The sequence below is a fragment of the Vibrio sp. A1-b2 genome (assembly GCF_021726015.1).
In the GTDB taxonomy this organism is placed as follows: domain Bacteria; phylum Pseudomonadota; class Gammaproteobacteria; order Enterobacterales; family Vibrionaceae; genus Vibrio; species Vibrio diazotrophicus.
Window position 1 is genome coordinate 464,542 of record NZ_JAKKCI010000002.1, and the last position, 24,935, is coordinate 489,476.

Here is a 24,935-nt window from a genome sequence, read left to right on the forward strand (position 1 = left end):
TAATTTTTTAATGCAACTCTCGCGTTTTTTATTGATCTCTAGCAAAAATTCATTTCTTTCGAGTTATGAAATATTTATTCTGCGCTTTACACCAGCTATCAACTACAAAACGGAAAAACCGCCTACAATTACTTGTAAGCGGTTGAATTACCTAGCCTATTGTTTTGTTAGTGCACTTAAGTCGATATGCTATTAGTTACATTTAGTACTTAAGTGGTAGGACGTCGTTAGAACTGATAAGCCGCCGAAATCTTATAGCTTCTTCCAGGTTCATAATCATCCGTGGTCGCGCCACGCGCTGTTCCCAGACGTGATGCGTGAGAGACGTAAAGCTCATCAAAGATGTTTTCGATACCCACAGTTACGATTAAATCGGGGATTTGATGAGGGATCCACTGTGCGTGCATGTTGTGTACGTCGTAGCCTTGTTTGATGTCCGCGCCAGCCATCACGTTATCTTCATCAAGAACAACAATCGACGTCCAACCGAACATAGTGTCAATCGAATCTGCTTGATAACCTAAAGTAAGAGCAAAGCTATCGCCCATGTCAGCGCTTGAACCATATGAATCAGGCATTGGGCCACCATTCGTGACATCATTCGCTTCAGAGCGCGCATAAGATAGCTTGGAGCTAAACATGTCGTAAGCGTATGTCGCGCTTACCTCCAGACCTTTGATTTCCATATCACCTGCATTGCGGATGCTATAAGTACTGGTAGCGTTGTCCCAATCTGTTGAGATGTAGTCATCAATTTGCGTCTTAAATAACGTAATGTTCATGCCCAAGAAGTGATCGTTCAATTTCTTGTCGAACCTTACACCTGCTTGAGTATTCAAGCCCGTTTCCGCTTTAATATCATCCGCTAAGTACGCCACATCCTGATATCTCACAAAGGTTTCCAATAACTCAGGTCCTTTGAACAAAGAACGAGCATTGACAAATAAAGTCCAGTCTTTGGTTACATCCCACTCGGTTCCTAAAGACCAAGTCACATCATCAAAGCTGTTGTCAGAAGTTACTGCTTTGCGCTCAAAATCGTCAAAACGCAACCCTGCAGTAACAGACCAAGCATCTGTCACATAGAGTTTATTTTCCGCAAACAAGGCTGTTGATATTGCCGACTCTTCCATAAATTTGGAGCCACCGTAGGCACTCTCACTCGTTTGGTCAATATAGTCTGCGCCATAGGTCACTTGGTTATTTAGGCTTGCGACTTGGTAATCAGATTGGAACTTTATGTTTGCACCAATATTTCTGTTGGTTGCGGTGTTTCTTGAATGACGTACCGTAGCCCAGCGGCTGGTAATCACAGATTCATCACGATCAATTTCTGTTTCACTGCTATACAGCGTGATTTTTCCTTTGTGATGTTCGGTGTCCAGTTCATAAGAGCCAGTGATAGTGTCGCGATCGTACTTCGTCGGTACGAGCTCATCACCCGTTAATGTAAGGTTGGCGCTACCAGCCATATCTGGACGAGGGCTGTAATCACCTTTGTCGCGGTACACATCATAGGAAAGCTGGAATCGATGCCCCAACGCAGGTTCAAAACCTATTTTACCCAGCACGTTGTAAATATCTCCATCCGCTCCGATGGTTTCATCACCTTTGCCATCTTCAAAGTTGTCACGCGATATTTGCTGCCCATAGATCATGGCATCAACCTTATCGCTTAATTGACCATAAACGGTCACAGACCCCTGCTGGTTTGCGTTGGACGCATAACCTGCAAATACTCGTGCACCAAATGACTCGTCATAGCGAAGCAGATCTTTGGCGTTTTTGGTTTCGAAATAAACAGCACCACCTAGACCGCCAGAGACCACTGAGTTGTTACCCACATGGATATCTGCTGATTTGAGAATATCAGGGTTTAAAGTCAGGCTGCCAATATGGTGGAACATGTTCGCATGTTGAGAAGCGCCGTCTAAACGGATATCTAGGTCACTTTCACCCAAACCACGAATATTGATACGTTGGTTTACCGAATGAGTTCCGCCAACATCGACACCGGGAATATCGCGCAACAAGTCGGACATATGATCCGCTTGTTTAACCGACAGATCATCGGTCGTTAGAGATTCCGAATTACTCGAGACTTTTGTGCCCCAGACAACAACCTGTTCTTGCTGAGTCTCTTCCTGCTGGGCGAATACTCCTCCGCTCAACACAGAAGTAATCGCCAAACATACCACTGACTTCTTATTCGGATACATATCCTTTAGTTCCTTTCACTTATGCATAAAATACAAATGATAATCGTTATCAATAATGTTAATATGTATACCGTAAAGTAGGAACCTGAATAGCTTATGCAAAATCGCATAACAGTTATGAGATTTGATGATGGAAACGAATGTAACCGCAAAAAGCCAGCCCGGAACAAAAGTCGTTCTGACTCAGAAGATTAGAGATAGCGAACAACAAACCATAGTGACACAACGTAAGAATTCTCCGCTCTCGCTAGCGCGAGGAGAATTTATCAGCCATACCTGTGAAGGCATATTTTCCCTTCACGGCGGAGCCAGCTATGAGTTACAAGACTCGCAGGTTGTTTGTACCAGTGAAGCTTCGACTATCATGACCTTGCTCATAGAAGGAAACCTGCAATTTGGTTACGACGATTTAGAGTTCACCTTAGATGCCAGTGCTGAGCCTCAAGCTCTTATCGTCAATTTGGCGCAACCTTGTAACTTCCATCGACGCTTAGTCAAAGGAAGCCACATCGTAAAACTCAACTTAGTCATATCACCGCAATGGATAGCAAACCGAATCAAAGAGGCATGCCCTGCAAGCCAGTTTGTCTCCACCCATAAAGCAGCAGCAATGGTGAACTTTACCGGAGAGATGCTTGAGGCAACAAAGAAGGTGCTTTCCCTGTCTGCACCCAAAACACTCAACGACTATATTCAGCTTGAAGCCAGAAGTTTTTCATTGATTCAGATGTGTATTGAACAGCTCGCTGATAAACCCACTGCGGAATCCCCTGCTTGCTGTTCCACCTATAATGATTCTATCGGCAAAGCGATACATTACATTGAACAACACCTATCAGAAGATATCCGGCTAGAAAAGCTGGCTCAACACATGGCGATGAGTGTTTCGAGCTTACAAAGCAAGTTTAAACAGCAACTTGGTATGACAGTAGCAAACTATACTCGTGACCGCCGTTTGCATATCGCTCGAAAGCACTTGGGAAAAGGGTATTGCAGCATTACCGAGGCCGCGTATGAGGCGGGTTATCATCATCCGTCAAACTTTTCAGCGGCATTTAAGAAAGCCTTTGGTGAATCACCGCAGGCTTTTATGCAAAATAAGACAGAATAGAAGAGTGACGTTGTTAAGTGTGATACAGGCACATCAGTTTGCCTTCCATTTCTACCACCCTAAATGGTGTTTCGTAGATATTACTCAACACCTGCGCTTGGATGACTTCTTCAACACTGCCTGATGCCACCATCTCACCTTTTTTCATCGCGATAATCCGGTCGGAATAGCAGGAAGCAAAGTTGATGTCATGTATAACCACAACAACCGCTTTGTCCAACTCATGCGCGAGACGCTGAATAGTCGACATGATTTGCAGTGAGTGTTTGATATCGAGGTTGTTGAGCGGCTCATCCAAGAAGACATAGTCTGTATCCTGAGCAATTACCATGGCAATAAACGCAAGTTGACGCTGACCACCACTGAGTTCATCAAGATATTTGTGTTCAATATCAGACAAGTCCAGATACTCAATAGACTGATCAATCACTTGCTGGTCGTCTTGGGTCAGTTTGCCTTTTGAATAAGGAAAACGCCCAAACGAAACCAATTCCCGAACAGTGAAACGCATGGTTAAGCTGTTCGCTTGACGCAATACAGAAAGCTTTTTAGCCAATGCTTTGGTATCCCAATCCACCAGCTCTCGATTATCTATCCAGACTTCACCAGCATCACGATTGATTAACCGGCTTGCCATCGATAGCAGCGTACTTTTTCCTGCGCCATTAGGGCCAATGATTGAGGTAACTTTCCCTTTCTCAAATTGAGTACTCGCAGCGTTGACTACCGTTTGTTGACCAAACATTTTGGTCAGATTTTTCAATTTGATCATTGCTAAACCACTTTGTTACGAATTAAGAGTGAAAGGAAATAGATACCGCCAATAAAGTTAATGATGACACTTAAGGTGGTACTGAAATGGAACACTTTCTCGACCATCCATTGCCCCACTAACAGCGCAGCAACCGACATTGCAGAACAGGCCAGAAGCAGCACTCGGTGCTGATAAGCTTTGAACCACTCACGAGTCAGGTTGGTTACCAGTAAACCAAAAAACATGATGGGGCCAACCAGAGCTGTCGAGATCGAAATCAAGAAAGCACTTAACAAGAGAACATTGCGCGTCATTTTACGCACATCTACACCAAGGCTGATGGCGTTGTCCTTATCGAGCCAGAACACATCCAAAATCCGGTTCATACTAAACAGCGCAACCGAAGCCAGAATGAGCAAAGGTGTGGCAAAATACACCAGATCAACATTCACATTGTTGAAACTGGCGAACATAGTGACTTGCAAAGAGGCAAAATCGTTCGGGTCCATCAACATAATGAAAAATGAAGCGATATTGGAAAAAAGCTGTCCAAAAATGACGCCCAATAGCAGCAACATCATCAGGCTCTGATTCTCTTTACGGAAATAGAAAGCAAACAGCAAACTGGAAAAAAGCAGCATCACTGACACAGACAATGAAAAATTCAAATACGCATTCAAGATAAAGCTACTTAAGCCGCCAAATGCAACCACAATGCAGGTTTGAGTCAGCAAATAGAGGGAATCAAAACCCATAATGCTTGGCGTTAATATCCGGTTGTGGGTAATGGTCTGGAAAGCCAGTGAGGACTGGGCAATTGCAATACCAGCTATCACTATCGCCAACACTTTGGGTACTCGGCGCGAAAGAAAATACTGGTAATTGTCAGCGGTTAAACCCAAACCAATAAACAATCCAATAAATACCATCGACACTAAAATCAATAAGGCTAATTTAATTCTATCCTGCATGACGCATACCTTTTGTAATCAGCAGAATAAACGCGATGCCACCTAACATACTGATGATCATAGAAATCGGAACTTCATAGGGGAAAATAATCACTCGGCCAGCTAAATCGCACAGCAACACCAGAAGCGCGCCGAAAGCGGCGGTACGCGGAATGTTTGCCCGAAGATTATCGCCATAGAAATGGCTCACCACGTTCGGCACAATTAGCCCAAGAAACGGAAGCTCTCCCACAATCATGACAACACTGGCAGACAACACAGACACCAGACAAACCCCGATCACCAGCACTTGGTTGTAATTCAAACCAAGGTTTACAGCGAAGTCTTTGCCCATACCGACCGCCGAAATACGCGCCGCATATAAATAGCTAAACACCGCAATCGGAATAGCAATGTAAAGCAGTTCAAAGTCTCCTTGCAGAATGTTGGCAAAGTTCGCCACTTTCCATGCAGAGAGGTTTTGGATTGCATCGTATTTGTAAGCGACAAAGGTGGCAGTTGAATCCACGACATTGCCAAATACGATACCGATTAAGGGAACAAAAATGGCGTTCTTGAACTGAATGCTCTGGATAAACCAGACGAAAACTAACGTACCGAACATAGCCACAGAGAAAATGAGCCACAGTTGTGAACCATCGCCAAAAAAGACCAAGCTCAACACATACCCCAGCATGGCGCACTCGATAGTTCCCGAAGTGGAAGGCGCAGCAAAACGGTTTTGACTCACCTGTTGCATGATCAAACCAGCGATACTCAGACCCGCGCCCGCCAATAGAATAGCGAGTAAACGAGGTAAGCGGCTCGTCCATAGTAACTGCCATGACATAGGATCATGATTGAGAAGAGAAGTGAGAGAGAGGTTACCGACGCCCACAAACAGTGATGCAACGCTAACCAACATTAAAGCAAGCAATAACCTTTTCAAAGTTAACCTCAGCTATGAGGCATGCTCCCATAACCATATTAAGGTAAAGAAGCCGCCTCTCTTATAGTTTAAAAATGACGCTGAGTCAGACTAAAGACCAACAGATTTTTCCATATCAGAGATCATCTGCTCCGTGGCTTTCACACCAGCAATAGACAGATACCATGCATTCAAATCAAGAAATGCAATGCTGTTGTTTTTGTACGCTTGAGTCGTTTTGATTAGGTCGTTGTAAAACTCTTTACTGCCCGTATCATCATTTGGATTGGTCAGCTTGTTACGGTCGATAACCAGCAACACTTTCGGGTCATTTTCACGGATAAACTCGAATGAAACCAAGTCGCCGTGGCTGCTATTCTTTTTGGTCGGTACCGTCTCAGCAAAGCCAAAATCCTGATAAATAGAAGAAAAACGCGAATCAACGCCAAACGCCGTAATGTTGCCACCGTTAGTCATTACCGTCATCGCATCCAAATTGTGGTTTTGGTTGTAGGCACGTACCGCTTGGAACTTCTTATCAAGTTGGTCAATTTTTTCATCGACTTTGTTTTCGATGTTGAACACTTTACCTAGGTTTTTCCATTGCTCCTGAGTGCTTTGCCAGTAACCTTTGTTAGCATCCACGGCAAACACAATCGTTGGTGCAATTTTAGTTAGCTCGCCATAACTCTTTGCTGCGCGAGGACCAATCAGAATCAGATCTGGTTTAAGTGTGTAGATTTTTTCAAAATCCGGTTCGAATAGTGAACCTGCTGCGCCATATTTTTCAGCTTTGTATTTTTCCAAGTAGTTGGGAATTTGCGGCACTTTAGAGATCGCAATCGGCTCAATACCAAACGTGTCTACGGCATCCAATACGCCTAGTCCAATGACGACCACACGTTGAGGGTTCTGCTCTAGCGTGGTTTTACCCATGCTGTGTTCAACAGTTACGGATTCGGCGTGTGCCGTCATAGATAGGAGAATGCCAACAGTAGCCAAACTGATACGCTTTTTCATTCGAATTCCTTTTTAATTGCGAAGATTATTGATAATCATTTTTGTTTGCATTGAACTATAACGTCCAAAAGATTGATTGGCAACTGTAATCACAAGGGCAAAAAGGGCGTGAATTGAGCTTTAGAAAAGCTTCAAGTAAGTAGCTATGGATAGGGTTCCGTGAAGGCTTGCCTTATCAGAACCCTTTGAAAATTAGGAATTAAATTTGGTAGGTTTGACAATGATTACCCAAAACATGGGTAATGGTTTGAGGTGCTACGCTCTCCCAACCAGGTTCATTTGCCAGAGGCTCTGACGCTAGAATGATGTCTTCACCTTGTTTCTTTACAAATACCGTTGGTGATTGCTGATCCGAGCTATAGCGAACCAACCAGAATTGCTCGCCATCTGAAACACAAATAGAAGCTTTAAAAGGTTCAGTTACCCCTTTTTTGGCCATCGTTTGCTCAATGTCGTAGATCGTTTTACGAATGGCTGCCACAGGCTGTTCAAACAAGCCATTCATAATCATCAGCAAAAAGATTAACTCACTGTCGGTGCTGCCGTGCTGCTTGATATAGATTTCTTCCGGCAACATGTGCTCTAACGAGTATTTCACTTTGGCAAATTCGCCAATCTGTCCGTTATGCAAAAACATCCAATTATCGATAATAAATGGGTGACAGTTGCTACGTGAAACGCGACTCCCTGTAGACGAACGCACATGTGCCATAAATCGGTGTGAACGAATATGATGCGCTAAAGAGCGCAAGTTCTCATCGCCCCATGCAGGCAACACTTCATGAAACTGCCCCGGTGTAGAACGCTCGGTATACCAGCCTAATCCAAACCCGTCAGCATTGACTCGGGTAACCGTTTTTCGAGCTTCGATACTTTGATGAACAAGAGAGTGTTCAGGGTGGAAAATAAGCTCATCTAAATAGATAGGGCTTCCCTGATACGCGAGCCAACGGCACATAAAACACGCAATCCTATAACGACAAAAACGCTAATTAACCACGAATTTTGTAAGGCTGCAATGATCACATATAGGACAAAAGTGCTTGCTGTATATAGCTTGTGAGAGGATTTGAGTTTGCATTCTGCGCTCTACAGAAGTTTTGAGCGCAGAAAATAAAAACCACAATATTAGTGCAGTTTAAATTGAGCCATTTCGCTATTTAATTCGGTTACACGGTCCCGAATTTGCAGCGATGTTTTATTCGCATTCTGGCTGATGGAATCCACATCTTTCATCGAAGTCGACACGTTCTGCATATGTTCGGTAATCAAACGCGTTGCTTCAGATTGCTGATTAGCCGCAGCCGCTAGCTGTAACATCTGTTCGTTCAGAGCAGAAATTTGATCGGTAGAGTTAACCAACTTGATCACCGCTTCTTCAATGTGTTCTGAGCCTTGTTCTGCCATCTCCTGACTGCGTTGAATTTCTTTCACCACAGACCCAGTCGCACTCTGAATTGCATTAACAATGCTATTGATTTCGGTGGTTGACTTAGTCGTGCGAGATGCCAGCATGCGAACCTCATCAGCAACCACAGCAAAACCTCTGCCCGCATCACCAGCTCTCGCCGCTTCAATCGCTGCATTGAGCGCCAGTAAGTTGGTCTGCTCTGCTAATCCTTCAATCACTTCGGTGACTTTACCAATCGCTTGGCTTTCCAGATTCAACTTCGCGACTAGCTCGCTGGTGACTTCAATCGTTTTGTGCAAAGAAGCCATGGTTGCTTTGTTTTGCTCAAGGGACTCACGACCTAAAGTTAACTCGTGTTGACTGTCCGACAGGGTTTCTACTGAACGCTGCGCCTGATCAAGCGTATGTTGCGTTGACTGAGCGACATCTTCCAGCTCCGTCTCCATTTGCTCGATACTCTGTTCCTGATTTTTCACTTGGCTAAGCGTTTGCTGGCTGGATGTAAGTAACGCCTGCATACTGTCATTCACCTGCCCCGCTTTATCTGTCACACCTTTAACGATATCCGATAAAGCGCTATTCATGCTGTTGATTGAAACGGTTAATGCTGACAACTCATCGCTTCCTTTCACTTCCAATGGTTGTTGAGAAACGTCGCCAGAAGCAATCAACTGTGCTCGTTTTGAAATTTGCGCCACACGGCGGCCAATGCTGCGTCCCATATAGGTTGAAACCACCAGCGAAGCAATCACCACTAAGATCAGCGCCACCACCAGAATCGTCAGAACTTGGTGAACCGATTGATTAATACCTTCACCGCTTTTATCTGCTTTGCTTTGTTGAGCCGCGACCACCGCTTCCAAACTGATATCCAACTGTTCAGCGGCAGGCACCAGAACATTCGCCATCTCTTGATTAACTAGGTTCCAATCTGGCGACTGACGAAGCGCAATGGTTTGGTCGGCAAGCGGAAAATACAACTGCTGCATCTCTTTGAACAGTTCCCAAAGTGACTTGTCATCTTCGTTCAACAAATCGATCTTGCTTTCTATCTCACTCACAGACTGCTTATGGGCTTTGATAAAATCTTGATACTTTGTCAGATAGTCAGGGTCGCCGTACAAAAGAAAATCACGCATGGCAGAGAGCGCATTTGCCAGCGAGTTATAGCTGTCGGCATAGACTTTAAACAGACGCTTGCGCTCTTCACCCTCTTTGTTTGAAGATTCCGCATTCAGCAGCCCTTGAATCTGATCCAATGCCACTTCAGCAATTGGCGCCGCTTCACTGATGAACAGATTATGCGCAGGCAAATTCTCAGGTGTATGAGTCATCTCGACGATTTTGTTTACCGAAGCTTTCACTTCATTCCAATGCGCAACTACATTCTGGTAGTCCTGCTGTTGAATGAGCGTTTCTAAAACTGGCAGGGATTCATCTGTCTGAGTGATTATCGTATTGATTTTAGTCTTGAGGTTTTCACCCGTCAGCTCGTCACTGCCTAATAACATATAGGCGCGAACAGTAGAAAGTGTTGCCTGAATAGATTGCTGAATCGCTCGCGAGGTATCGACGGTTGGCAAATCAGACTGAAGAAGTGAATTGGTATGAGTCTCTAATACTGAGACATTTCGGTAAGTAACGACCGCAGAAACCGTAAATAATACGGCTAAAAGTAAAAAACTTAACTGCAACTTCCCTGAAATCGTCAGCTTCATCCTTGAGCTCCTGTACAACTTTTTTGAGACTATAACGTTAATTAAAGGTTAACGGTATTCACAAATAAAACTTGAGGAGCGTTTGGTTAGTGTTTGTACAATTTACGTATGATATCCGGTATTTTGACTGAAAATGGCCTCATCGCTGAGTTTATGCCCCCAACGAATACGTCAAAAGTGACGGCGCAAGCACGCAAACCACAAAAGCGGGATGGGTTAAAGCAGAATAACGAAAACGAATCAGCAATGGGGCTGCAACAAACAGAGTGATCAACACTGGAATGGTATCAACATCAATTGCAAAGTGGATTACCACCAAAAGCAGCGCAAGACTCAGTATGGATAGGTAAGGCACAAGTACTTTTTTACCTAAAAGAAGCATAAAGAAAAACGTCGCCAAAAAAGAGAACATCATGAAAACCTCAATTAATAATAATTATCATTTAGATTTAAATAATATGTTGAGTCTTGAGGTAAATCAAGCAGCAAAATGGGTTTTACTTGTTTGGTTTGAGTGACTGAAAAGAGCGGTAAAAAAATCGATAGCAAGTTCATTCAAAAAGAAAGCACGATCAAAAAGAGCAGCGGTTTGTCGCTGCTCTAAGTATTTAAACTCATATTGAAAACTTTGCTTTTGCTAAAGCTTCAATGGACGTATCGATTATTTCGCTGACAATGCCTGACCAGAAAATTTCACACCTGCCCAGCCAAAACGAATGAAATTACGGATATTTTGATGGTCATCGTTATCTGGATTTTCTAGTACATCTTTACGATAGAAATCACCAAAGCACGCCAGTGTCTGTTCCACTGACAGCTGTTGCAACTGCGCAAAAGCAAAAATTTTGCACGAACCGTTATTTTGATTCTCAGCATTGACTGTTTCGCCATTAACGAATGCGGTTGGCGTGAATTCAAAATTCTCATCGATGGTCGCGATGACTTCCTGAAACTCGACTTGCTCTGGCTGTAGGGTTAACTTTTCAATTAGGGCTGCAATTTCCATATGTATCGTTCTATCCAGTTAAAAGTGGTATCTAGTAAAAAACAAAAAGGCAGTCTAATGAAAAACTGCCTTGATGCAAACCCGCTTAATCCATAACGGCTGTTTAAACACTACCAGTCTACCGCTTCCCACCCATTAGGAGGCGCAAGCCCCCAGCGCTTAAATTCTTCTGCGCTGTAAATTTCCATCCCTTGATGACCAGCTTGAATTGGGAAAGTGCTGGCGTCTAAACCTTTCTCTAAGATCTCACGCGCTATATTGCCCGCTTGTATGCCTTGAGATCGACCATCCAATATCACACCACCCGCTGCTTTGCCTTTACCTATCGAGAAATCCCAGAAACCGAATAAAGGCACTTCGCTGTTTTTGGATGTCCAATCTAGCAGTGCTTCGGACGGGACACTCTCGCCATTACTATCAACAAGAGTTTGAAATAGCCCAACCACAATCGCGCTTACTTCATTGCGTTTAGCGTTCAATACTGCATCACGCCACTCGCTTTCTGTCGAAAAGGTTTGTACCTGTGTATCAATGCTCAAATTCTGCTTAATTAGCGCCGTTTGATTCTCTATGGTTCGTACAGCAATTTTTGAAGTATTCCCTGAATCAAACATCACCAGCACCTTAGGATTCGTCTTAGGGCTGTCTAATACTTCGCCGACACCGGCCATGGTTTTCGTATAAAAAGGACGCTCCAGAATACCCGTAACGCCAGCTTTCCCCGAATACTTGGTCAGTAGTTCTCTGGGATTGGAGTTAATGCCTAAAAACACAATAGGAATGGGTTCCTGATACAACTTCGGCAACATATAACTCAATGCATTATCATCACCTATAACCACCAAGTCCGGTTTCAATTCTAGATAAGCTTGATGAGCCAACTCCGCTCTCTGTTCATATTCCCGACTTGGAATACGTTTGGTATCCATTTCAAAAAAAGTCAGTTGATGATCGGAAGCTAAGCTTTCATTCAGCCCTTGCCTGTATCCAGCATCCCAGCCAAATCCCGCATGATAGCTTTCTATCACCAAAATGTTGGCAGCCATTACTGGTGACGATAACAAGCAGATAAACAGTGCAATTCGAAACATAGTTAACGCCTTCATATCTTATTATTTTTTAAGTTTAGACGAACTTCGCCAATTACCAGAGTCAGACCTTCTATACTGGGATCATCCTTTAGTTAAAAACTCAAAATAAAACTACTGCAACTTTAGGTAGATCGGACTTCAAGTAGAAAGGGAATGCTTAATGAATAAGAGTCGGCAGTTCATCGAAAGTGACAACAACCCGTTTTATAGCCGTATTGGCCGAAGAATTATCATTATTTTAGTTTTGCTCAGCGGCGCCGTAACACTGGTTGCGACTTTGGCGCAAACCTACTTTGACTACAAAAGCGAATTTAATGATGTCGACCAACGCCATCATGAGATTGAAGTTATCCACTCCGAACTGCTTTCCGCTTCCTTATGGGATTACGATTTGGTGCTGCTGCAACATCGACTGGATAGCCTAGTTGAGCTGCCTAAATTGAATTACCTGAGAATAGAATCAGGCAAATACAAATTTGAAGCGGGAACACCCGTTGTCGATAGTGTGGTAACCAGCACCTACCCTTTGAAGCACATCAATCCTGATAGTGGTCAAATGCAGCAACTGGGCACAGTTTACATCGAGTCTAGTGCGCAAGAAATTTATAACGACCTCATCAAGCAGTTCATCATCACGCTGCTAGTGAATGCGGCTAAAACCTTGTTTGTCTGTGCTGTGATACTTATGGTCTTCCATGAAAGCATCAACCGCCGAATTTTTGCTGTTGCCCATTATTTGCGTAAATATAACCCTCGTCATCCAGCAGAAAAGCTCTCACTGGAACACAAAAAATGGATCATGGAAAAAGACGATGAGCTGGATTGGCTGGCCGAAGAGACCAACGCCATCACCAGTAATGTCACAACCCTTTATCGCAATATTAAGTTCGAGCAAGAACGCTTTGCTGATTTTACCCAGGTGTCTTCAGACTGGTTGTGGGAAACCAATATGGAAGGGTATCTGACTTATATCTCTGAACCTATGCGTGAGATGCTCGAAATTGATGAGTTTACTCGCCCAACCTTCGCTCAAATTCCTTGGTTTGTTGATGTCACAGAGCTGCTTCGCGCTTTAGAAACCAAACAAGATTTTTCCAAGTGTGAACAACACCTTAAGATTGATGGCTATGACATCTACATGATGTTTCAGGGAATTGCCCGTTACGAGAATGACAAGTTTATCGGTTATCGTGGTACCACCATCAACATTACTCAGCTCAAATCAACTCAGTTAGAGTTACAGACGCTGAACTTTAACTTGGAGAAAACCGTAGACGAACGAACTAGCGACTTGAAACAAAGCATGGAACACCTTCAACGCACACAAGATCAATTGATCGAGTCTGAAAAACTGGCGGCTTTGGGTGGTCTTGTCGCAGGCGTAGCACATGAGGTTAATACTCCGCTAGGGATTGCAGTGACTGCCACCTCTGTGATTCAGGAAGTGAAAAATGAATTAAACTCGGCATTCGCCTCGCAAACCCTTACCAGCACTCAATTTAGTGAATTGATGCAGCGCCTCGCAGACAGCAGTACCCTGTTAGAGAGTAACCTGAATCGAGCAGCCAAATTGGTCAGAGACTTCAAACAAACCGCCGTGGATCAAGTATCTGAGCAACGCAGCCAGTTCCGAATCCATCAGGTTATTGAAGCTTTGATAGCTAGCCTGCATTCCGAAACGAGGAAAATACCTGTTGAGCCTCAAATTCAAGGCGATGAACAATTGATGATGACCAGCCTACCCGGCGTGATGACGCAGATTCTGACTAATTTGATTATGAATAGCCTGAACCACGCTTTTAAAGACGTTTCGCAACCAAGCATTGTTATTCATTTCTACGAACAAGATGACAATATCGTTTTGGAGTATCGGGACAACGGTTGTGGCGTTGCTCCTGCACTGCATCAGAAGATTTTCGAACCTTTCTTCACAACTAAACGGGGTGTGGGCGGCTCGGGACTGGGGTTAAACTTGGTCTTTAACCTGTTGAAGAAGAAACTTAAGGGCGATCTTCAGTTTGAATCTGACATTGGGCAAGGTGTGCACTATACCTTTACCATGCCCAAAGTCCTGATTCAGGAAGCGAAAGATTAATCTGGCCAGGTCGATCTTATTTCTACGAATGCATCCCAGTTATCAAGGAGAAGATCGACCAACTTAGGTTCAAAATGCTGGCCTCTTTGCGCCAGCAATTCACGCTTAATCTCTTCATCTGACCACGCTTCTTTGTAAACACGCTTAGCACCTAGCGCGTCAAACACATCCGCCAACGCGGTAATGCGGCCACAAATCGGAATGTTTTCGCCTTTAAGCTTGTTAGGGTACCCTTCACCATTCCATTTCTCATGGTGAGTTGCGGCAATTTCCTTCGCCACAACCATCAATGGCCGTTTCGATTTACTCAGAATATCAACACCGTATTCGACATGCTTTTGCATTTCAGCCCATTCTTCAGCATTCAGTTTTCCGGGCTTATGCAAGATGCTATCAGGAATAGCCACTTTGCCGACATCATGTAAAGGAGAAGCACTGCGAATAAGCGTAGATTCTGACTCGGATAAACCATACAAAAGCGCGAGTTTTTCACAGAACAGAGAGACCCTTTGTACATGTGCTCCTGTTTCTTTGCTGCGTGCTTCTACTGCGTTTGCCAAGTTGTATACCAACTCTTTAGATGTCTCTTTGAGATCTTCCATAAGGTTAATTTTTTCGAAGGTTAACCCTATGTTGTACATATAAATTTGCAGCAGCTGTTTATCCAGTTCTGACAGTTCTTCATTCAGGTTCACATAGAGGAGGTTATCGGCGCCCCGCTCATCGTGAAGATAACAAATATAAGCTTTACCGAAATCTTCAGACTGCTTGGTTTCAAGCACTTTTCGACAACGTTTAACGACATCTTCAGGTAACACTTCAAACGCACAATCCTGATAGCAGTCAACATACTCACCTGTCGCCGCTAGCGTAAACGGACGGGCTTCTTCCCCTTCGCTACGAGGTTTGACAATGCAGTAGAAAGCCGAGGCATTAAGTTTCAGCAAAGAGGTCATTTGACTCAAAACAGAGGATGCGTAGGTTTTAAGGGTTGTGGTGTTTTGTACCTTGGCCGATGCTTCAATCACGCGGCTAAGCCCTTGCTTTTGTTCTTCAATCAGACACAAGTCTCGATAAGATCTGAGCATAGAGTAAAGCAGCGTACGTAGCTTCTGCGTAGTCAGTTCGGTTTTCTCTTTGTAGTCATCAATCTCATATTCTTGAATGACTTTATCTTCCGGTGCCTGACCAGCCTGCCCCGTCCTTAATACCAGACGAGTCATTTTATTGTTGAGATGTTCGCGGATGTAACGAACTAATTCGAGGCCTGCGTGTTCACTTTCCATGACCACGTCAATCAAAGCTAAAGCCACATCGTCACGGTCTTCCATGACTTTACGTGCTTCGTCGCCAGATAAGGCTGAAATCAATTCAAGTGGGCGATCCTGAAATAAGAAACCGCTAAGTGCCAACTTGGTGACTTGATGCATTTCTTGGTCATCATCCACCAATAAAACTTTCCACGTTTTAACAACCAGTTGGGGTTCTTTTATCTCAGACACCGAGCTGCCACGCATGTCAGCAAATAAATCCATTTACAGCCTCATTATAGTTATCTCTAAGTGCAACTTTAGCGTAGCACATTCCATATAGTCGCAATGTTACCTATGGCACTTTTTTTGCTGATTCAGCCTCTACTTTTTACCGTACAACTGTAGAAATGCATGTGAATGCACAGCAAATATTTTACTCTCATCTAAAATAATAAATTCAGTCAGTTGAACCACTCCATTTGTAAGGGAATACAATGAAGAAACTGTTAAAACTCTTTCCTTTGTACTTAGTTGTAACCGTCATAGCCGGTGTCCCAATACTCATAGCGTTGACATTAGCCGTGTCAAATATTCTCGATTTAAATAAACGCGTAAATATTGCTGAGCATGATCAAGAGACTGTCCAACTCATACTCTTATACGATAATCTCGCTCACAATTTGGCAGTCGAACGTGGATTAACCGCGGGAGTTTTAGGCTCAAAAGGCCAAGGAGCTCAAGTTGAAGCGTTGAACAAACAGCGCATTCAGTCTGATACTCACGTTAAAGCCCTGCAAAGCTTCACCCCGACTTACATTGCAAAAGCCTTCGCTGACAAAATTAAATCCGACATAAACACCCAGCTTCAATCTTTGGCCGAAGTTCGAAAGCAGGTGGATGCGCTTCAGCCTAAAATCTCTCCTTTTGCTTATTATTCGAATCTTAACCAGCTCGCAATTGATAATGCACGAGTGCTACTGGGAACGATTGATGATGCCAACGTATCAGAGCTCGGTAGCTCACTGATTTCGGTAGTCATAATGAAAGAGCGTGCAGGACAAGTGCGCGGAGCGCTGAATGGAGCGTTTGCCAGCCAAAAATCAAATGCGGCTCAATACACTGCAATTAGTGACTACATCTCTTCGGGTAAATACGCTGAACGCTCAGCTTTACTGACAATGCCTGCTGAGTTTATTCAACAACTCAGCGATGCCAAGAACTCGCCCATTTGGAAAAATGTAGAGCAAATTCAAAAAAGCTATCTGAATCAGGCTAGTCAACTGGATAGCTTACAAGGACCTAAACCAACGGAGTGGTTTGGTGCTGCGACAGAGCGAATTGGTTTGATAAACCAATTAAGAAACACCATCCAAGGTCAGATGATGACAATATCAAGTCAGCAATCAACACAGGCCAAAACCAACGAAACCATTATTATTGCCTTGAGTATTATCATTGGGTTTATTTTAGTATTCGGACTCTATACTTCGGTACACACTCTAAGAAGTCGTGTGGGAAGCTTGACTAAGAAACTGGCGCTTATGTCTAGCAACAGAGACTTGAGTGTATCGCTGGCATCAGACGGACAAGATGAAATTTCGCATATATCTCAAAGTGTGAATGGCTTAACCACCAGCATTCGTAATCTATTAAGCGACGTTACCGATGCCAACGATCATAGTGCTGAACGCCTGAAACTTATCATTCAGAGCTCTCAAGATCTTTCTCAAAGCAGTCAGGCAACCACAGCCAAATGTGACAACATTGCAGCGGCTATGACTGAGTTGTCTCAATCGAGCGTTGAAATTGCACAATCGTCAGAGCGTGCACTTGATGAAACCAATACGATGACTCAGAAAGTCATCACTTGCCAAAACCAAAGCCAATCTTCGTTTAAGGCGGTAGAAGCTTTGGTTGAGCAAATTGAACAAACTCAGATCTGTATGCAAAGCCTAGAAAAAGACGCGATGAGCGTGAGTAAGATCGTCGACACCATCAGCAGTATTTCTGAGCAAACAAACCTGCTCGCGCTTAACGCCGCTATCGAAGCAGCAAGAGCTGGAGAACATGGCCGAGGTTTTGCAGTTGTTTCTTCAGAAGTTCGAGATTTGGCGCAACGCAGCAAAGAAGCCACCGAACACATTAGTCAATTGTTGAGTAACATGTCGAGCAACACCAACACAGCAGTGAGCTTTATGGAGAAGAGCCGTCAGGCGACTCATTCGACTTTCGAATCAGTGTCGACAGTGAACACCAGTGTTGCTGAATTAGAAAGCGTAATTGAGGAAGTGAACACTCACATCACGAGTATTGCCAATTCGACAGTTGAGCAGTCGAAGGCAAGTGAAGATGTTGACCGAGATGTCGATGTGTTGGCAGAAATTGCGCAAAACACGGGTGCACTTGCGACGCAGTTAAACGACATAGTAAGCAGCTACAACAAAGAAGCAGACTCCGTGAAACAGCAACTCGCCGAGTTCAAACTCACATAGCAACATTTGGTTTAAACGGATTTTGTTTAAACTGATTTAGCTTAACCGGATATAAAAAAGAGTCATCCTAGGATGACTCTTTTTCGTAAACTTCAAATTAAAATGGCACTTCTATATGCATCATTAGGTCGACTTCGTAGTCTTCATGCCAACGATAATCCATTCGCATACGCGGTTCGCCTTTTTTCTTACTGCCGAAACCTAAGCTCAACAATAAACCATGGCTTTTTAACCACTCTTCCGTAGACATCTCGGCCTGCTCTTCTAAGAGCTTTGGAGGCATCCATACACCGACACCGATGTAACTGTGGGCAATCTTATGGGTAAACAACGGTTCATCTTCTCGCTCGAATCCCCACTGTCCCCAGTAGTCACTAATGATTTCTTTATCGTTAAAGAAATCTAATTCAAAGAGTTTGTCAGAAGCATACTCCAACCCGTTCATAAACGAGATACAAAGTACACGACTGTCTGATAGCTCTATCGTTTCAAAAGGCTCGTGCGATGGATCTTTATACACAAAGGATTCGCATGCACTTGCCAAATTTGAAACCAATAGCAACAAAATACATGTAGCAAAGGATTTCATTAAACAGCTGCTCCGACCTCTTGGAGCGCTGATTTTCTAATAGACTTTTAAGCGCTTCAATAACCCTTCAACACTTGGGGTCGTTAAACCGCTAATTTCAGCGTTATCTGACAGCCGACGTCTTATCTCAGTACTACGAACAGGTATTCTTTCCGGACAAACCATGATCGACCAACGCTGCAAAATCTCGGAGGATTTATAGAATTTGTCGAAGTTGAGCAAATTATCAGGACCAATCACAAACGTGATGTCAGCTTGCGGAAAAATTTCTTCAACTTTTGTTAAAACTGCATAAGTTGTTACGCTGTTACCCGGCGTAAGCAACTCCTGTTCAATGTTACACAGCGTCACTTTGCTTGAACCAATATCCTTGATGAAGGCTTCTATCAGTTGACAACGGATATCGTAATCCAACATTTCCTTGCCCCAGGCATGGGAAATACTTGGTACCAGTAAAATGCGGTCAAAGTGATCCAAAGAATCAATGACACTCTTGTGTCCCAAACTCGGTGGATTAAATGCACTGCCAAACACAGCAATTTTTTCCATCTTCACCTCTACTAAGAATGAAATCTCTATTCTCGGTTTTCTAATTGCATGATTGAGGTATGATACTACTAAAGTTTGTTAATGCTTGCAGGAAAAGGAAACCCAATGGAACAAATGATTCGAGATGAGATGCGAGTACTTCCTAGCATCGATCCAGAGTTCGAAATCGAACGTCGTGTCGCTTTTCTAAAACGTAAACTACTAGAGTCTGGCTGCAAATCTCTGGTACTTGGTATCAGTGGTGGTATCGACTCTACAACATGCGGACGTTTGGCTCAGCTTGCTGTTGAAGCGCTGAATAAAGAAAGCAACTCGAATGATTACCAGTTTATCGCTGTGCGTTTGCCATACGGCGTACAAAAAGACGAAGACGAAGCACAATTGGCTTTATCTTTTATCAAACCAACGCACTCTGTTTCAGTAAACATTAAAGCTGGCGTAGACGGCTTGCATGCGGCTTCTCATGAAGCTTTAGCACATACTGGTCTTCTTCCGGCTAACGCAGAGAAGCTTGATTTTGTAAAAGGTAACGTAAAAGCACGTGCTCGCATGGTAGCTCAATACGAAATCGCAGGCTATGTCGGCGCTTTAGTTTTGGGGACGGATCATTCCGCAGAAAACATCACTGGTTTCTACACCAAGTTTGGTGACGGTGCATGCGACCTAGCACCTCTGTTTGGTTTGAGTAAACGCCAAGTTCGTCAAGTGGCAGCGGCTCTTGGTGCACCTGATTTACTGGTTCACAAAACACCTACCGCGGATCTGGAAGAGCTTGCGCCACAAAAAGCGGATGAAGATGCACTGAATCTGACTTACGACCAAATCGATGATTTCTTGGAAGGCAAACCCGTTTCTAAAGAAGCTTCTGACCGTTTGGTGGCCATTTATAAAGCGACTCAACATAAGCGTCAGCCTATTCCAACGATTTACGACTAACAGCTTGCTCAATAATTGTGCAAAAAGCCAAGCAGACCGCTTGGCTTTTTTACATCCGCAGAGAGATTACAATACATTCCAATAACACTTCATTTATCTATTCATCACTTCTATGGCTAATAATGTGCTCCAAATCAGATTCATATAATTCAAATACTTGAGCACACTTTTCTGTGAACGGCACTCCATACTTTAATTACATTTAGTTACACAATGTAGGCATTCATAAGTCAAATTTAGAGAGCGCCGATATGTTATATGTCGAATTTATGTTCCTGTTGCTGATGTTATACATCGGTTCACGTTATGGCGGTATAGGATTAGGGGTTGTATCCGGTATCGGTCTGGTTATTGAAGTCTTCGTCTTCAAAATGCCACCGACTTCACCACCCATCACCGTTATGCTTATCATTTTGGCTGTGGTTACCTGTGCTTCGATTCTTGAAGCAGCAGGCGGTCTCAAATACATGCTCCAAGTGGCCGAACGTCTACTGCGTAAAAACCCTAAACGTGTCACCTTGATTGCACCGTTTGTGACTTACACAATGACCTTCATGTTAGGTACGGGTCATGCGGTGTATTCCATCATGCCAATCATCGGCGATGTGGCACTAAAAAATGGTATCCGTCCTGAACGCCCTATGGCAGCCGCATCTGTTGCTTCTCAAATTGCGATTACGGCATCGCCAATTTCAGCGGCAGTGGTGTATTACCTTGCACAACTTTCGGACATTAACCACAGCATCACTCTCGTTTCGGTTCTGATGGTCACTGTGCCAGCTACATTATTCGGCACGCTTCTGATGTCTCTGTACAGCCTAAAACGTGGTAAAGAGCTTGAGAACGACCCTGATTATCAAGAACGCTTAGCAGATCCGGTATGGCGCGACAAGATTCTCAACACAACCGCAACCTCTCTAGATGAAACGCTACCAACCGCTGCTCGTAATTCTGTATTGCTGTTTATCCTTTCACTGTTGGTGATTGTGTTGATTGCGATGGTTCCAGAAATCAGAACCATTACCGAAGGTGCAAAACCGATCAGCATGGCGGTTGTGATTCAAATGATGATGCTCTGCTTCGGCGGTATCATTTTACTGGCAACCAAAACGGACCCTCGTGGCGTGCCTAATGGCGTGGTGTTTAAATCCGGTATGGTTGCGGCAATCGCAATCTTTGGTATTGCATGGATGTCTGACACTTATTTCCAATACGCAATGCCTCAATTTAAGTCCGGTATTGTGGAGATGGTAACCAACTATCCATGGACATTTGCGCTAGCGCTATTCATCGTGTCCGTAGTGGTGAACTCTCAGGCAGCGGTTGCACGTATGATGCTACCTGTAGGTTTAGGTCTGGGATTAGAGCCAGCATTACTGATTGGTTTGATGCCAGCATTGTACGGTTACTTCTTTATTCCAAACTATCCATCAGACATCGCAACAGTGAACTTCGATAGTACTGGTACAACGAAAATCGGTAAGTGGTATTTCAACCACTCATTCATGTCAGTTGGTTTAATAGGTGTTATCAGTGCAAGCTGTTTGGGCTATGTACTGGGCAAAATGATTATCGGTTAAACGATATAAAATGCGTAATCAAAGGCATGGGGTCAAACTCATGCCTTTTTATTTACACGCTTCAAGCCCTTATTGATTAAGCCTTTGCCGCTTTTAGCTACAGCTTTTCATTTGTCTCATCTTTGAAACAACTTTATTCCAAAAGACCGTTAACTCCTCGCCTTTATTCACATATAGTGATAACTCAATCAATATCGAATCTAGCTAGCAGTTACCTAATTTCGTCATGGACAATACCGCTCTGAGTGAAACGTCACCAATACCTTCTCGGCAAAATCTATTAGACCGGTTAAGTGTCTTTACACCTGTACTTATTATTTTCGCGATCGTTTTTACTTTGTCTGCGATCAAAAACATCTATGACACCAGCGCGCATGCGATGTCGTTAGGCTCTAACGCGATTGCTACTTTGGAAAACTATATAGATAACACCACCAGCGAACTGGCTGAATTGAATCGCCATGTCAGTAACACTTGCAGCGTCGAGGATACGCAGCGATTACGTCAGTATGTTTTTCAGTCTCCCAAGGCAAAAGAAGTGTCTTTATTTGATGCAGAAGGTCAGGTGTATTGTTCAAGTAATGAGGGAAAAACTCACTTTGACGTTGGCGAAGCCGCAATAAAACAGATCAACCAAACGCCAACCCTTACGACTATCGTACTGTCTGAATCTCGCAGTCATGATAAAGCGATTTTCATTTATTCAGCGAATGAAGATCTAAGCGGGATCAACGCGTTATTGCCGCCGAACCTTTTTTTAGAACTCATTACACCGAAATTTGAACAGCAATATTACGACTATCAGGTCAACATCCTGCAACATTCGCTTGAGCACAAAACCGGCTCAGAGAATCAAGCATACCGCTCTTACAACTTTAAATCTGAACGCTACCCTATTTCACTGACTCTCCATCTCACGCCACACTCTTACTTCACGAATTTCGGGCAACACATATGGCGAGTCATATTGCTTGCGAGCGCCATTGCGGTTCTGTATCAGGCTATTCGTAACTATAAACTGACGCGAAACAGCCTCGCCTTCTCGCTTAAAGAGGCGATTAACAACCACGAGTTAGAGCTGAATTTTCAGCCCATCTTCGATATCCACGAACCGAAAATTGTCGGTAGTGAAGCGCTGATCCGTTGGAACAATCCCGATCATGGCGCTATTTCACCAACCATTTTCATACCGCTGGCAGAACGGATTCAGGTCATCGAGCAGATCACCCATCAGGTGTTCAAACTTGTCACGGAATTCGTCAACTTGAACCCTCATCTGGTTCAGAACCAATACATCAGTATCAATGTCAGTCGCACACTGATCATCAAAGCCAAATTTGTTGATTACCTCGAAAGATACGCCAAGAGAAATCCAGATATTCTTCCTTTGTTGCTACTCGAAATCACCGAGGATAACGATTTTTCACCTGAAGAATTAGAAGTCGTGAGAAAGAATCTTGGTCGTCTCAAACAGCTTGGATTCAAGATCGCCATGGACGATTTTGGCACAGGTTACTCAGGCTTAAACTTCATTCATCAACACGCCTTCGATATCATCAAAATTGATCAGGTGTTCATTAAGGGTCTTTCTCAAAACTCTGCCATCGATTCAGTCATCACTTCGATGATCAAGCTGGCAAAGCAGCTCAAAATGAGAGTTATCGCGGAAGGCGTAGAGACTCATGAACAAGTCGAACACTTACGAGGGCTTGGGGTACGCTATATCCAAGGCTTCTATTATTCAAAGCCACTCCCTGCAGAAGATTATTTGCTGAAGCTGACAGCACAAATGGACAGCTACTGACATTATTCTCCCTCGCTTCCTCCTTATTTGGCAGTCTACTGATATTTTTTAACGACTTGTCGTGGAAGAAAATGCCAACTCGTTCGGTCTATATCAACTCACCACACATTTAGGTGCGACAAATTTCTGTTGGCACCTATAATTGTTTACACGGATAACATTTAATACTCTGAAATTATTATAGATTTCAAAGTAAATGAGCTTTTGGGATAAACACTCTAAAGGAAAGACGTCGCAGTGAAGGTTGCGCCGACTCGTTTCAATAAACACGGATCATTTATGAAAAAGCTACTCACTACTTTAGGTATTTTCGCATCTCTCTTTACCGCATCTGCACTCGCAGAAGACTGGAAAGCAGTAGAGCAAGAAGCGAATGGCGAAACGGTTTACTTCCATGCTTGGGGCGGAAGCCAAGAGATCAACCGTTACATTCAATGGGCAGCCAATGAACTCAAAACCCGCTACAACGTCACGCTTAAACACGTAAAAGTGACCGACATTTCAGAAACAACGACTCGCCTGCTGGCGGAAAAAGCCGCCAACAAAAACACGGGTGGCAGTGTCGATATGGTTTGGATCAACGGCGAAAACTTCAAATCGATGAAAGATGGCGGATTGCTGTATGGTCCATTTGTGCAAGATTTACCGAGCTGGCAGTATGTCGATAAGTCACTCCCTGTCGATAAAGATTTTTCGGTACCGACTGACGGATTGGAAGCGCCTTGGGGTGTGGGTCAACTGGTCTATATTTACGATAAAGCTAAGCTCAACAATCCTCCAAAATCTTTTCAGGAGATGCTGAGCTATGCGAAAGCGTTCCCAAATCGTTTAAGCTACCCTCGCCCACCAGAGTTTCACGGTACCAGCTTTTTAAAAGCACTCTTGATTGAACTGACCAATAACGATCCTTCTTTGATGAAACCCGTTGATGAAGCCAGCTTTGCTATGGTGACTCAGCCTTTATGGAACTATTTGGATGAATTTCATCCGGTGGCGTGGCGTGGGGGTCAACAGTTCCCTTCTGGCAGCAGCGAAATGCTTCAATTGCTGGATGACGGACAGATTGACCTAGCGATCACTTTCAACCCAAATGCCGTCTATTCCGCTCAAGCCAGCGGAAAATTAGCTGAAAGCACCAATGTGTATGCCTTAGATTCAGGTGCACTGTCTAATATTCACTTCCTAGCCATCCCTTGGAATGCGAATGCAAATGCTGGCGCAAAAGTGGCAATTAACTTTCTGTTAAGTCCTGAAGCACAGTCTCGTAAAGGAGAATTAACCATATGGGGCGATCCATCTGTATTAAGTAGCCAATACTTAACAGGTAGTGCAAAAAATACTAAGCAGTTCAAATCGATCGCCGAGCCTCACCCAAGCTGGCAAGTGGCACTTGAGAAAGAGTGGCTTAAACGTTACGGAAACTAAAACT

The 24,935-nt window shown here is 43.8% G+C and carries 20 protein-coding genes; 7 read left to right on the forward strand and 13 right to left on the reverse strand.

Going from position 1 to position 24,935, the window contains the following annotated elements:
• Window positions 1-227 precede the first annotated feature (227 nt).
• A complete protein-coding gene (locus L3V23_RS06900) occupies window positions 228-2,219 on the reverse strand; it encodes a TonB-dependent siderophore receptor (protein ID WP_237292118.1) in 1,992 nt (663 codons plus the stop codon).
• A gap of 127 nt (window positions 2,220-2,346) precedes the next feature.
• Between L3V23_RS06900 and L3V23_RS06905 the strand changes: the two genes are divergently transcribed.
• On the forward strand, window positions 2,347-3,330 hold the full coding sequence (locus L3V23_RS06905; RefSeq protein ID WP_237292119.1) for an AraC family transcriptional regulator: 984 nt from the start codon (window positions 2,347-2,349) through the stop codon (window positions 3,328-3,330).
• Window positions 3,331-3,343: 13 nt separating this feature from the next.
• Here L3V23_RS06905 and vctC read toward each other — a convergent pair whose 3' ends face one another.
• The 9 genes from vctC to L3V23_RS06950 form a co-directional block, all read right to left on the reverse strand.
• A complete protein-coding gene (gene vctC, locus L3V23_RS06910; protein ID WP_042479834.1) occupies window positions 3,344-4,102 on the reverse strand; it encodes an iron chelate ABC transporter ATP-binding protein VctC in 759 nt (252 codons plus the stop codon).
• A 2-nt stretch (window positions 4,103-4,104) separates the two neighbouring features.
• A complete protein-coding gene (gene vctG, locus L3V23_RS06915; protein WP_237292120.1) occupies window positions 4,105-5,055 on the reverse strand; it encodes an iron chelate uptake ABC transporter permease subunit VctG in 951 nt (316 codons plus the stop codon).
• Window positions 5,045-5,983, reverse strand: coding sequence for an iron chelate uptake ABC transporter permease subunit VctD (gene vctD, locus L3V23_RS06920; protein ID WP_237292121.1), 939 nt, complete (start codon window positions 5,981-5,983; stop codon window positions 5,045-5,047). The genes vctG and vctD overlap by 11 nt, the downstream gene beginning before the upstream one ends.
• A 90-nt stretch (window positions 5,984-6,073) precedes the next feature.
• Window positions 6,074-6,982: a siderophore ABC transporter substrate-binding protein gene (locus L3V23_RS06925; RefSeq protein WP_102965702.1), complete on the reverse strand. Its 909-nt coding sequence runs from the start codon at window positions 6,980-6,982 to the stop codon at window positions 6,074-6,076.
• Window positions 6,983-7,181: 199 nt separating this feature from the next.
• Entirely contained in the window at window positions 7,182-7,940 is a 759-nt protein-coding gene (locus L3V23_RS06930; protein ID WP_237292122.1) for a class II glutamine amidotransferase, read from the reverse strand.
• A gap of 170 nt (window positions 7,941-8,110) precedes the next feature.
• Entirely contained in the window at window positions 8,111-10,111 is a 2,001-nt protein-coding gene (locus L3V23_RS06935; protein ID WP_237292123.1) for a methyl-accepting chemotaxis protein, read from the reverse strand.
• Window positions 10,112-10,262: 151 nt separating this feature from the next.
• Window positions 10,263-10,526, reverse strand: a complete 264-nt coding sequence (locus L3V23_RS06940) for a hypothetical protein (protein WP_237292124.1) — start codon at window positions 10,524-10,526, stop codon at window positions 10,263-10,265.
• A 246-nt stretch (window positions 10,527-10,772) separates the two neighbouring features.
• Window positions 10,773-11,117 (reverse strand): HopJ type III effector protein, encoded by a 345-nt coding sequence (locus tag L3V23_RS06945; protein ID WP_042479821.1) that lies wholly within the window; start codon window positions 11,115-11,117, stop codon window positions 10,773-10,775.
• Between the two features lie 110 nt (window positions 11,118-11,227).
• Window positions 11,228-12,208, reverse strand: a complete 981-nt coding sequence (locus L3V23_RS06950; RefSeq protein ID WP_042479819.1) for a sugar ABC transporter ATPase — start codon at window positions 12,206-12,208, stop codon at window positions 11,228-11,230.
• Window positions 12,209-12,368: 160 nt separating this feature from the next.
• Between L3V23_RS06950 and L3V23_RS06955 the strand changes: the two genes are divergently transcribed.
• Window positions 12,369-14,303: an ATP-binding protein gene (locus L3V23_RS06955; protein ID WP_102965698.1), complete on the forward strand. Its 1,935-nt coding sequence runs from the start codon at window positions 12,369-12,371 to the stop codon at window positions 14,301-14,303.
• Here the strand turns inward: L3V23_RS06955 and L3V23_RS06960 are convergent.
• Window positions 14,300-15,838: a DUF3369 domain-containing protein gene (locus tag L3V23_RS06960; protein ID WP_102965697.1), complete on the reverse strand. Its 1,539-nt coding sequence runs from the start codon at window positions 15,836-15,838 to the stop codon at window positions 14,300-14,302. The genes L3V23_RS06955 and L3V23_RS06960 overlap by 4 nt on opposite strands.
• A 212-nt stretch (window positions 15,839-16,050) precedes the next feature.
• On the opposite strand from L3V23_RS06960, the gene L3V23_RS06965 reads away from it, so the two are divergent.
• The gene (locus tag L3V23_RS06965; protein WP_102965696.1) at window positions 16,051-18,048 is read left to right on the forward strand and encodes a methyl-accepting chemotaxis protein; all 1,998 of its coding nucleotides are present in this window, start codon (window positions 16,051-16,053) and stop codon (window positions 18,046-18,048) included.
• A gap of 97 nt (window positions 18,049-18,145) precedes the next feature.
• Here the strand turns inward: L3V23_RS06965 and L3V23_RS06970 are convergent, their stop codons facing one another.
• Window positions 18,146-18,568 (reverse strand): hypothetical protein, encoded by a 423-nt coding sequence (locus L3V23_RS06970; RefSeq protein ID WP_146029327.1) that lies wholly within the window; start codon window positions 18,566-18,568, stop codon window positions 18,146-18,148.
• Window positions 18,569-18,673: 105 nt separating this feature from the next.
• Window positions 18,674-19,186 (reverse strand): nicotinate-nicotinamide nucleotide adenylyltransferase, encoded by a 513-nt coding sequence (locus tag L3V23_RS06975; RefSeq protein WP_102953453.1) that lies wholly within the window; start codon window positions 19,184-19,186, stop codon window positions 18,674-18,676.
• Between the two features lie 105 nt (window positions 19,187-19,291).
• On the opposite strand from L3V23_RS06975, the gene nadE reads away from it, so the two are divergent.
• The 4 genes from nadE to L3V23_RS06995 all read left to right on the forward strand — a co-directional run bounded on the left by nadE (window position 19,292) and on the right by L3V23_RS06995 (window position 24,931).
• Entirely contained in the window at window positions 19,292-20,122 is an 831-nt protein-coding gene (nadE, locus tag L3V23_RS06980; protein WP_102965695.1) for an ammonia-dependent NAD(+) synthetase, read from the forward strand.
• Between the two features lie 251 nt (window positions 20,123-20,373).
• A complete protein-coding gene (locus L3V23_RS06985; protein ID WP_042479802.1) occupies window positions 20,374-21,702 on the forward strand; it encodes an anaerobic C4-dicarboxylate transporter in 1,329 nt (442 codons plus the stop codon).
• 226 nt (window positions 21,703-21,928) lie between these two features.
• Entirely contained in the window at window positions 21,929-23,506 is a 1,578-nt protein-coding gene (locus L3V23_RS06990) for an EAL domain-containing protein (protein ID WP_237292125.1), read from the forward strand.
• 279 nt (window positions 23,507-23,785) lie between these two features.
• Window positions 23,786-24,931 (forward strand): ABC transporter substrate-binding protein, encoded by a 1,146-nt coding sequence (locus tag L3V23_RS06995; RefSeq protein WP_237292126.1) that lies wholly within the window; start codon window positions 23,786-23,788, stop codon window positions 24,929-24,931.
• Window positions 24,932-24,935: the final 4 nt, after the last annotated feature.

Excerpts from the sequence above, each read along its gene's own strand:
- L3V23_RS06925 (WP_102965702.1), bottom strand. The coding sequence starts at position 6,982 with ATGAAAAAGCGTATCAGTTTGGCTACTGTTGGCATTCTCCTATCTATG.
- L3V23_RS06905 (WP_237292119.1), top strand. The coding sequence starts at position 2,347 with ATGATGGAAACGAATGTAACCGCAAAAAGCCAGCCCGGAACAAAAGTC.
- vctC (WP_042479834.1), bottom strand. The coding sequence starts at position 4,102 with ATGATCAAATTGAAAAATCTGACCAAAATGTTTGGTCAACAAACGGTA.
- L3V23_RS06990 (WP_237292125.1), top strand. The coding sequence starts at position 21,929 with ATGGACAATACCGCTCTGAGTGAAACGTCACCAATACCTTCTCGGCAA.
- vctG (WP_237292120.1), bottom strand. The coding sequence starts at position 5,055 with ATGCAGGATAGAATTAAATTAGCCTTATTGATTTTAGTGTCGATGGTA.
- L3V23_RS06975 (WP_102953453.1), bottom strand. The coding sequence starts at position 19,186 with ATGGAAAAAATTGCTGTGTTTGGCAGTGCATTTAATCCACCGAGTTTG.
- L3V23_RS06930 (WP_237292122.1), bottom strand. The coding sequence starts at position 7,940 with ATGTGCCGTTGGCTCGCGTATCAGGGAAGCCCTATCTATTTAGATGAG.
- L3V23_RS06940 (WP_237292124.1), bottom strand. The coding sequence starts at position 10,526 with ATGATGTTCTCTTTTTTGGCGACGTTTTTCTTTATGCTTCTTTTAGGT.
- L3V23_RS06900 (WP_237292118.1), bottom strand. The coding sequence starts at position 2,219 with ATGTATCCGAATAAGAAGTCAGTGGTATGTTTGGCGATTACTTCTGTG.
- L3V23_RS06935 (WP_237292123.1), bottom strand. The coding sequence starts at position 10,111 with ATGAAGCTGACGATTTCAGGGAAGTTGCAGTTAAGTTTTTTACTTTTA.
- L3V23_RS06985 (WP_042479802.1), top strand. The coding sequence starts at position 20,374 with ATGTTATATGTCGAATTTATGTTCCTGTTGCTGATGTTATACATCGGT.
- L3V23_RS06945 (WP_042479821.1), bottom strand. The coding sequence starts at position 11,117 with ATGGAAATTGCAGCCCTAATTGAAAAGTTAACCCTACAGCCAGAGCAA.
- L3V23_RS06955 (WP_102965698.1), top strand. The coding sequence starts at position 12,369 with ATGAATAAGAGTCGGCAGTTCATCGAAAGTGACAACAACCCGTTTTAT.
- L3V23_RS06965 (WP_102965696.1), top strand. The coding sequence starts at position 16,051 with ATGAAGAAACTGTTAAAACTCTTTCCTTTGTACTTAGTTGTAACCGTC.
- L3V23_RS06950 (WP_042479819.1), bottom strand. The coding sequence starts at position 12,208 with ATGTTTCGAATTGCACTGTTTATCTGCTTGTTATCGTCACCAGTAATG.
- nadE (WP_102965695.1), top strand. The coding sequence starts at position 19,292 with ATGGAACAAATGATTCGAGATGAGATGCGAGTACTTCCTAGCATCGAT.
- L3V23_RS06960 (WP_102965697.1), bottom strand. The coding sequence starts at position 15,838 with ATGGATTTATTTGCTGACATGCGTGGCAGCTCGGTGTCTGAGATAAAA.
- L3V23_RS06995 (WP_237292126.1), top strand. The coding sequence starts at position 23,786 with ATGAAAAAGCTACTCACTACTTTAGGTATTTTCGCATCTCTCTTTACC.